Origin of the sequence: Trinickia sp. (genome assembly GCF_051953955.1) — a bacterium.
Classification (GTDB): Bacteria; Pseudomonadota; Gammaproteobacteria; order Burkholderiales; family Burkholderiaceae; genus Trinickia.
Genome location: NZ_JBQCIF010000058.1, coordinates 1 through 7,003 on the forward strand (window position 1 = coordinate 1; position 7,003 = coordinate 7,003).

Below are 7,003 nucleotides of genomic sequence, written 5' to 3' on the forward strand. Positions count from 1 at the left end.
GATTTCCTGGTCTGCGCCCTCTACGGCCTCCCTGTAAGGGTTGGCTATCGCATCGATTAGGCGACGAACGATCGGCCCACCGTGTTCCGACAGAAAATCGATTACGAAGCTGCCTTCGGACATTTCACCGACGATGAAGTCGGCGTCTTCGTAGTACTTTATCGGTAGCCGGGCATGCTTGAAAACCTGGCCGAATTGGATATCCAAAAACGCTCTGTCGACCGCCGCTTGGATGCTAGTCATCGAGCGACTGAGGGTTCGGACCGTCACGCTGTGGGGACCGTGCAGCAGTCCGCCATCAAGCTTCAATTGAATGCTTGCCGACATGTGGAGGGGGTGTTGTTGGTTTTTCTGACCCGTACGTTGCAACTAGCCGCAGCCTAAGTAGGCTCGGCTATCCCCGGGGCGGTGTTCAGACAATTGTAGAACAAGCAGGGATTTGTAGAACAAAAAAAAGCGGGCCCCATCTCTGGGACCCGCCTCTGCATTGGTGCCGGCTGCAGGACTCGAACCCGCCACCTGATGATTACAAATCAACTGCTCTACCAGATGAGCTAAGCCGGCGTGAGTCGGCGATTCTACTTCATTTCACGACTTTGAGGTGGCCTTTGCCGCCGCCGCCTTTGCCGCCGTCGTCATCGGTGCGAGGGCCGTGACCCGCGCCGCTTCCCTCCGGTGCACGCTCGCGCGACGACGCATCGGCTTCCGAATCGGCCGCTTCATGAACCTCGCTGCTCGCCACCGGCCCACCTTGCGCGGCACCTGTCGCGGGCTCGACGGGAAACGCCATGCCCTGCCCGTTTTCGCGCGCATAGATCGCCAGCACGTTGGACACCTGCACTTCGATCTTGTGCACCTTGCCCGAGAACCGCGCACTGAACTCGATCCACTCGTTGCCCATCTGCAGCTGGCTCGTCGCCTCGAAGCTGATGTTCAGCACGATCTCGTCGTTGTGCACGAACTGACGAGGCACGCGTGTCTGATTATCCACGCGCACCGCAATATGCGGCGTATAGCCGTTGTCCGTGCACCATTCGTACAACGCACGCAGCAGATAAGGCTTAGTCGAAATTTCTTGCATCAACTGTCCTCATACGAGGCCCGGCGCACCGCCCGCGCTCTTGCAACGACGCGAGCGGCACCTGGCGGACTCGACTTACCGGCGCATCACCTTTTCCGAGGGCGTCAGCGCCTCGATGTAAGCCGGCCGGCTGAAGATACGCTCGGCGTACTTCATCAGCGGCGCGGCATTCTTCGACAACTCGATACCGTAGTGATCCAGTCGCCACAGCAGCGGGGCGATCGCCACGTCGAGCATCGAAAACTCTTCCCCGAGCATGTACTTGTTCTTCAGGAAGATCGGCGCCAGTTGCGTCAGCCGATCGCGGATCGCCAGGCGCGCTTTCTCATGATTCTTTTCCGCGGCCTTGCCCTTCTCGTTCTCGAGCGTGCCGACGTGAACGAACAACTCCTTCTCGAAGTTGAGCAGGAACAAGCGCGCACGCGCACGCTGCACCGGATCGGCCGGCATCAACTGCGGGTGCGGAAAGCGCTCGTCGATGTATTCGTTGATGATGTTCGATTCGTACAAGATCAAGTCGCGCTCGACCAGAATCGGCACCTGCCCGTACGGATTCATCACGGCGATGTCTTCCGGCTTGTTGAACAGGTCGACGTCGCGGATCTCGAAGTCCATGCCCTTTTCGAACAACACCAGCCGGCAACGCTGGGAAAACGGGCAAGTTGTGCCGGAATACAAAACCATCATGTCTAAAATTTCCTCAAAAAGCTGAAGGGCCAGCACGCCGGAGCGCTCGCGCCGTACCCGCGCGAGCGCTCCTTTGCGCCGGCCCCACACCGTGTCACGGCGTGTTTATTTGACGTCTTTCCAGTACGCCGCGTTGAGCCGCCAGGCGAAAAAAGTCAGTACGCCCAGGAAGATCAGCACGAACACACCAAGCTGTCGGCGGCTCTGCTGGGTCGGCTCGGACATCCAAGTCAAGTACGCAACCAGGTCGGCCACGGCAGAATCATAATCTACCCGCGACATCGTCCCCGGTTTTACGACTTGGAAGCCCGAAAACTGATGCGTCTTCTCGCCCGTTTCCAGGTCCTTCACGTCCTCGAACTTGGCCGTGCGCACACCCTGCAATTGCCATAGTACGTTCGGCATGCCGACGTTGTTGAACACCATGTTGTTCCACCCCGTCGGCCGCGTATCGTCGCGATAGAAGCTGCGCAGATACGTGTATAGCCAGTCGCTCCCGCGCGCGCGCGCCTCCACGGACAAATCGGGCGGCGTCACGCCGAACCATGCCTTCGCATCGTCCGGACGCATCGCCACCGTCATAGGGCTGCCGATCTTGTCGGTAGTAAACAATAGGTTCTGTTCGATTTCCTTCTGCGAAATGCCGATCTGCTCCAGCGCGCTGTATCGCATCAGGTTCGCACTGTGGCAATTCAAGCAGTAGTTTACAAACAATTGCGCCCCATGCTGCAACGACGCGATGTCGTGCGTGTTATCGGGCGCACGATCGAGCGCGAATCCTTCCTCCGCGTGAGCCGGCACCATCGCCACCGCCAATGCCATCGCAACGCTCGCCCCGCCGATTCGCACGAGCTTACTGAGCCAAGTCTTCATATCGTGTTGTCCTCGCTCGCAGTTAATGGGGCTTGTAGCGAACACGCTCGGGCGGCTGCTTGAACGTGCCGAGCCGGGTCCAGAACGGCATGCCCAAGAAGAACGCGAAGTAGATGAGCGCACAGATCTGGGCAATCAGCGTCGCCGCCGGCGAAGGCGGCTTCGTCCCCAAAAACGCCAGCGTCAGGAACGCCAGCACGAAGATCGCGTAGAGCACCTTATGGAAGAACGGCCGGTACCGGATCGACTTCACGGGGCTGCGGTCGAGCCAGGGCAAGAAGAACAGCGAGACCACCGCCGAGCCCATCACGACGACGCCCCAGAACTTCGCTTCGGTGAACGCCATGAACAGAATCAGCAGCACGGCCAGGACGGGCAGACCGACACGCCACTTTCCGCGCGCCCGCGCAAGGGCCAGCAACCCCAGCAGGCCGACGACGACCATCAGCACGATCTTGAATGGGTCCGTCGTCGCGCGCAGCATCGCGTAGAACGCCGTGAAGTACCAGACCGGGGCGATCTCGGGCGGCGTTTGCAGCGGGTTCGCCGGGATGAAGTTGTTCGACTCGAGGAAGTAGCCGCCCATCTCCGGCGCAAAGAACAGGATCGCCGCGAACACCATCAGGAACACGCAGACGCCGAAGAAATCATGGACCGAGTAGTACGGATGGAACGGGATGCCGTCGAGCGGCTTGCCGTTCGCATCCTTCTTGGCCTTGATCTCGATGCCGTCGGGGTTGTTCGATCCGACCTCGTGCAGCGCAACGATGTGCACGAACACGAGACCGAGCAGCACCAGCGGAATGGCGATCACGTGAAATGCGAAGAACCGGTTCAGCGTGATGTCGGACACCACGTAGTCGCCGCGAATCCACAGCGACAGGTCCGGGCCGACGAACGGAATCGCCGAGAACAGGTTCACGATCACCTGCGCGCCCCAGTACGACATTTGACCCCAGGGCAGCAGGTAGCCGAAGAACGCTTCGGCCATCAGGCACAGGAAGATCGCGCAGCCGAAGATCCAGACGAGCTCGCGCGGCTTGCGGTACGACCCGTACATGAGCCCGCGGAACATGTGCAGATAAACGACGACGAAGAACATCGACGCGCCCGTCGAATGCATGTACCGAATCAGCCAGCCCCACGGCACTTCGCGCATGATGTACTCGACCGACGCGAATGCGAGCTGCGAATCGGGCTTGTAGTTCATCGTCAGGAAGATGCCCGTGACGATCTGATTCACGAGCACGAGCAGCGCGAGCGAGCCGAAGAAGTACCAGAAGTTGAAGTTCTTCGGCGCGTAGTACTCGGACAGATGCGCTTTCCATGTCGACGTCATCGGGAACCGCCGGTCGATCCAGCCGGCTAACCCCGTCGTTTCCACCTGCTTTTCCGTTGTCGCCATTTACGCCTCTCCTTCTTCGTCTTTGCCGATCACGAGCTTCGTCCCAGCGGAATCCGTGAACATGTAGCGGGGAACGTCGAGGTTCTGCGGGGCGGGCTTGTCCTTGAAGACGCGGCCGTCCAGATCGTAGGTGGACCCGTGGCAAGGGCATAGGAAGCCGCCGGGCCAGTTGTCGGGCAGGTTGGCTTGCGGGCCGGGCGTGAAGCGCGGCGTAGGCGTGCAGCCGAGATGCGTGCAGACCGCTACGACGACGAGGATGTTCTTGTGATCCTCGCGCGACCGATACTCGTTCTGGCAGTACTTCGGCATCGGCATGGAGAACGGGTTCTTCGAATTCGGGTCGACCACCTCCGGGTCGGCCTTCTTCACGTCGGCCATCATGTCGGGCGTGCGGTTCAGAATCCAGACCGGCTTGCCGCGCCAGGCCACCGTCATCAACTGCCCCGGCTGCAATCCGCTGATGTCGACTTCGACGGGCGCGCCCGCCGCCTTGGCCTTCGCCGATGGCTCTAAGGAGTCCACGAAAGGTACAACGGCGGCAACTGCTCCGCAGCCGCCTACTGCGGTCGTCGTAATCAGCCAGGTACGGCGGCTGCTGTCGACGCGTTCATCTTCTTTATCTCGCATCACACGCCCCACTTCTGAGTTGGATTTTCGGTCACCGCTTTCGTCACCGCCGCTAGTTTGCGCGAATGGAGTCGGCATTTACAAGAGCCGTCCGACAAAAACCGTGCGAAGCATTGATTCTTAAGGGTTTCCCCCCATCCGAAAGGGGCGTTTGGGCATCTACTTCTCGTTAAGTATTTCCTTTAACTTTGCACGGGTCCGAAATGCGCGCTAAAAGACCAAGGCCAGCCGTGATCGGCACGCTTATTGCGGCATGGAAGCATGCCGCGCGATTCGAGAAAATCCGCGGCGATTCGCATCAATTGCGGCGCTGCATCACACCGGATTATCGATATCGATAAACAGATGTTCGACGTCGAAGCGCTCGGAGACGTGCGCGCCAAGCGCCTGCACGCCATAGCGCTCGGTCGCATGGTGCCCTGCGGCAAGGAAAGCGACTCCGCTCTCGGCGGCGACGTGCGTGGTCTGCTCGGAGATCTCGCCCGTCAGGTAGACGTCCGCGCCGGCATCGATCGCCGCCTCGAAATAGCTTTGGGCCCCGCCGGTGCACCATGCGATGCGGCGCAGTTCCATATCGGTATCGCCGAGCAGGAGCGGCGCGCGCCCAAGCGTCTGTTCGACCTGCGCCGCGAAGTGGGCGAGCGTGATCGGCATCGGCAGCGTCGTCATCCAGCCCAGCGAATCGGCACCGAAGCGCGTGTCGCCGATGAGCCCGAGGCGCGCCCCCAACTGCGCGTTGTTGCCGACCTCGGGGTGGTCGTCGAGCGGCAGGTGATAGGCGAACAGGCTGATCTCGTTGTCGATCAGCTGCTTGATCCGGCGGTACTTGCGGCCCGTGATCTGCGGCGCTTCGTTGCGCCAGAAGTAGCCGTGATGAACGAGGACGGCATCGGCGCCCCATTCGGCCGCCGCCGTGAGGAATGCGAGCGACGCCGTCACGCCGGTCGCGATCTTGTCGATGCGCCGCCGGCCTTCCACTTGCAGGCCGTTCGGGCAGTAGTCCTTGAAACGCCCGATGTCGAGCATGTCGTTCAAGTACAATTCAAGTTCGATCCGATCCATAGAAACCTCGATTCTTCAAATGCTTAGACGCTTCTGGTTGCTCTTCGCCCAAGCGGTGACCGTGCTGCTCGCACTGCTGTTCATCGTGGTGACGCTCAAGCCGCAATGGCTGCAGCATCAGGGGCAATTCGGCAAGCAGCTCGCCTCTCCGATCGTCGCGCTGCGTGAAGTGGCGCCGGGGTCCGGCTCGGGGCCCGCCATGACTTCTTATGCCGACGCCGCACAAAAAGCCATGCCCGCGGTCGTCAACGTATTCTCCGGCAAAGCCGGCGCGACGCCGCCGAATCCGCACGCGAAGGATCCGCTGTTTCGCTATTTCTTCGGCAATCCTAAGAATCAGCAGCAACAGCAACAACAGCCGGAAGACGAGACTGCGACGAACCTGGGCTCGGGTGTGATCGTGAGCCCGGAAGGCTACATTCTAACGAACGAACATGTCGTGGACGGGGCGGACGAGATCGAAGTCGCGCTGGCCGACGGGCGCCGCACGAATGCCAAGGTGATCGGCGTCGACCCCGAGACCGACCTCGCCGTGCTCAAGATCAACATGACGAGCCTGCCGACGATCACGCTCGGCCGCATGGATCAAGTGCGCGTGGGCGACGTCGTGCTCGCGATCGGCAATCCCTTCGGCGTCGGGCAGACGGTCACGATGGGGATCATCAGCGCGCTCGGGCGCAACCACCTGGGCATCAACACGTTCGAGAACTTCATCCAAACCGACGCACCGATCAACCCCGGCAATTCGGGCGGCGCGCTGGTGGACGCGCACGGCAATCTGCTGGGGATCAATACGGCGATCTACTCGCGCTCGGGCGGCTCGCTCGGCATCGGCTTCGCCATTCCCGTCTCCACGGCGCGCAGCGTGCTCGAAAGCATCATCACGACGGGCTCGGTCACGCGCGGCTGGATCGGCGTGGAGCCGCAGGACATCACGCCGGCGATCGCCGAATCGTTCGGGCTCGAGCAGCGCGGCACGATCGTGGCCGGCGTCTTGCAAGGCGGCCCGGCGGACAAGGCGGGCATCAAGCCCGGCGACGTCATCACGAAGTTCAACGGCCGCCCGATGAGCGACTCGGACGCGCTGGTCGTCGCGATCCGCTCCCAGGCGCCGGGGGACGTCGTCACGCTGACCGTCCGCACGGGCGACAAGGAGCGCACCGTGAAGATGACTTTGCAGGCCTCCAGCGACTGACCGGGCGCGAGGGGGGATGATGGACCCGTGTTCGACATCAACGGCGGCGAGTTCCTCATCCTCGTGGTGGTCG

General features: G+C 61.4%; 7 protein-coding genes, 1 tRNA gene and 1 pseudogene. 1 reads left to right on the forward strand and 8 read right to left on the reverse strand.

Translation table 11 applies throughout. The features are described from left to right. The 8 genes and pseudogenes from ACTHNZ_RS11200 to ACTHNZ_RS11235 all read right to left on the reverse strand — a co-directional run. Positions 1-327: pseudogene (locus tag ACTHNZ_RS11200) on the reverse strand (hypothetical protein); the annotation flags it as partial. Positions 328-488: 161 nt separating this feature from the next. Further along, positions 489-564 (reverse strand) — tRNA-Thr (locus ACTHNZ_RS11205). Between the two features lie 19 nt (positions 565-583). Next, complete coding sequence (locus ACTHNZ_RS11210) at positions 584-1,081, reverse strand: ClpXP protease specificity-enhancing factor (protein WP_440542565.1); 498 nt, start codon at positions 1,079-1,081, stop codon at positions 584-586. A 75-nt stretch (positions 1,082-1,156) separates the two neighbouring features. Continuing rightward, positions 1,157-1,768 carry a glutathione S-transferase N-terminal domain-containing protein gene (locus ACTHNZ_RS11215; RefSeq protein ID WP_006052302.1) on the reverse strand — a complete coding sequence of 204 codons (612 nt, stop codon included), beginning with the start codon at positions 1,766-1,768 and terminating at the stop codon, positions 1,157-1,159. A gap of 105 nt (positions 1,769-1,873) precedes the next feature. Beyond that, complete coding sequence (locus tag ACTHNZ_RS11220; RefSeq protein ID WP_440542570.1) at positions 1,874-2,590, reverse strand: cytochrome c1; 717 nt, start codon at positions 2,588-2,590, stop codon at positions 1,874-1,876. 73 nt (positions 2,591-2,663) lie between these two features. Then, positions 2,664-4,046 carry a cytochrome b gene (locus ACTHNZ_RS11225; RefSeq protein ID WP_440542566.1) on the reverse strand — a complete coding sequence of 461 codons (1,383 nt, stop codon included), beginning with the start codon at positions 4,044-4,046 and terminating at the stop codon, positions 2,664-2,666. Then, positions 4,047-4,673 (reverse strand): ubiquinol-cytochrome c reductase iron-sulfur subunit, encoded by a 627-nt coding sequence (gene petA, locus ACTHNZ_RS11230; RefSeq protein WP_440542567.1) that lies wholly within the window; start codon positions 4,671-4,673, stop codon positions 4,047-4,049. A gap of 315 nt (positions 4,674-4,988) precedes the next feature. After that, entirely contained in the window at positions 4,989-5,735 is a 747-nt protein-coding gene (locus tag ACTHNZ_RS11235) for a Nif3-like dinuclear metal center hexameric protein (protein WP_440542568.1), read from the reverse strand. 19 nt (positions 5,736-5,754) lie between these two features. Here ACTHNZ_RS11235 and ACTHNZ_RS11240 point away from each other — a divergent pair, with 19 nt between their 5' ends. Beyond that, positions 5,755-6,930, forward strand: a complete 1,176-nt coding sequence (locus ACTHNZ_RS11240) for a Do family serine endopeptidase (protein WP_440542569.1) — start codon at positions 5,755-5,757, stop codon at positions 6,928-6,930. The last annotated feature ends 73 nt before the right edge of the window (positions 6,931-7,003 follow it).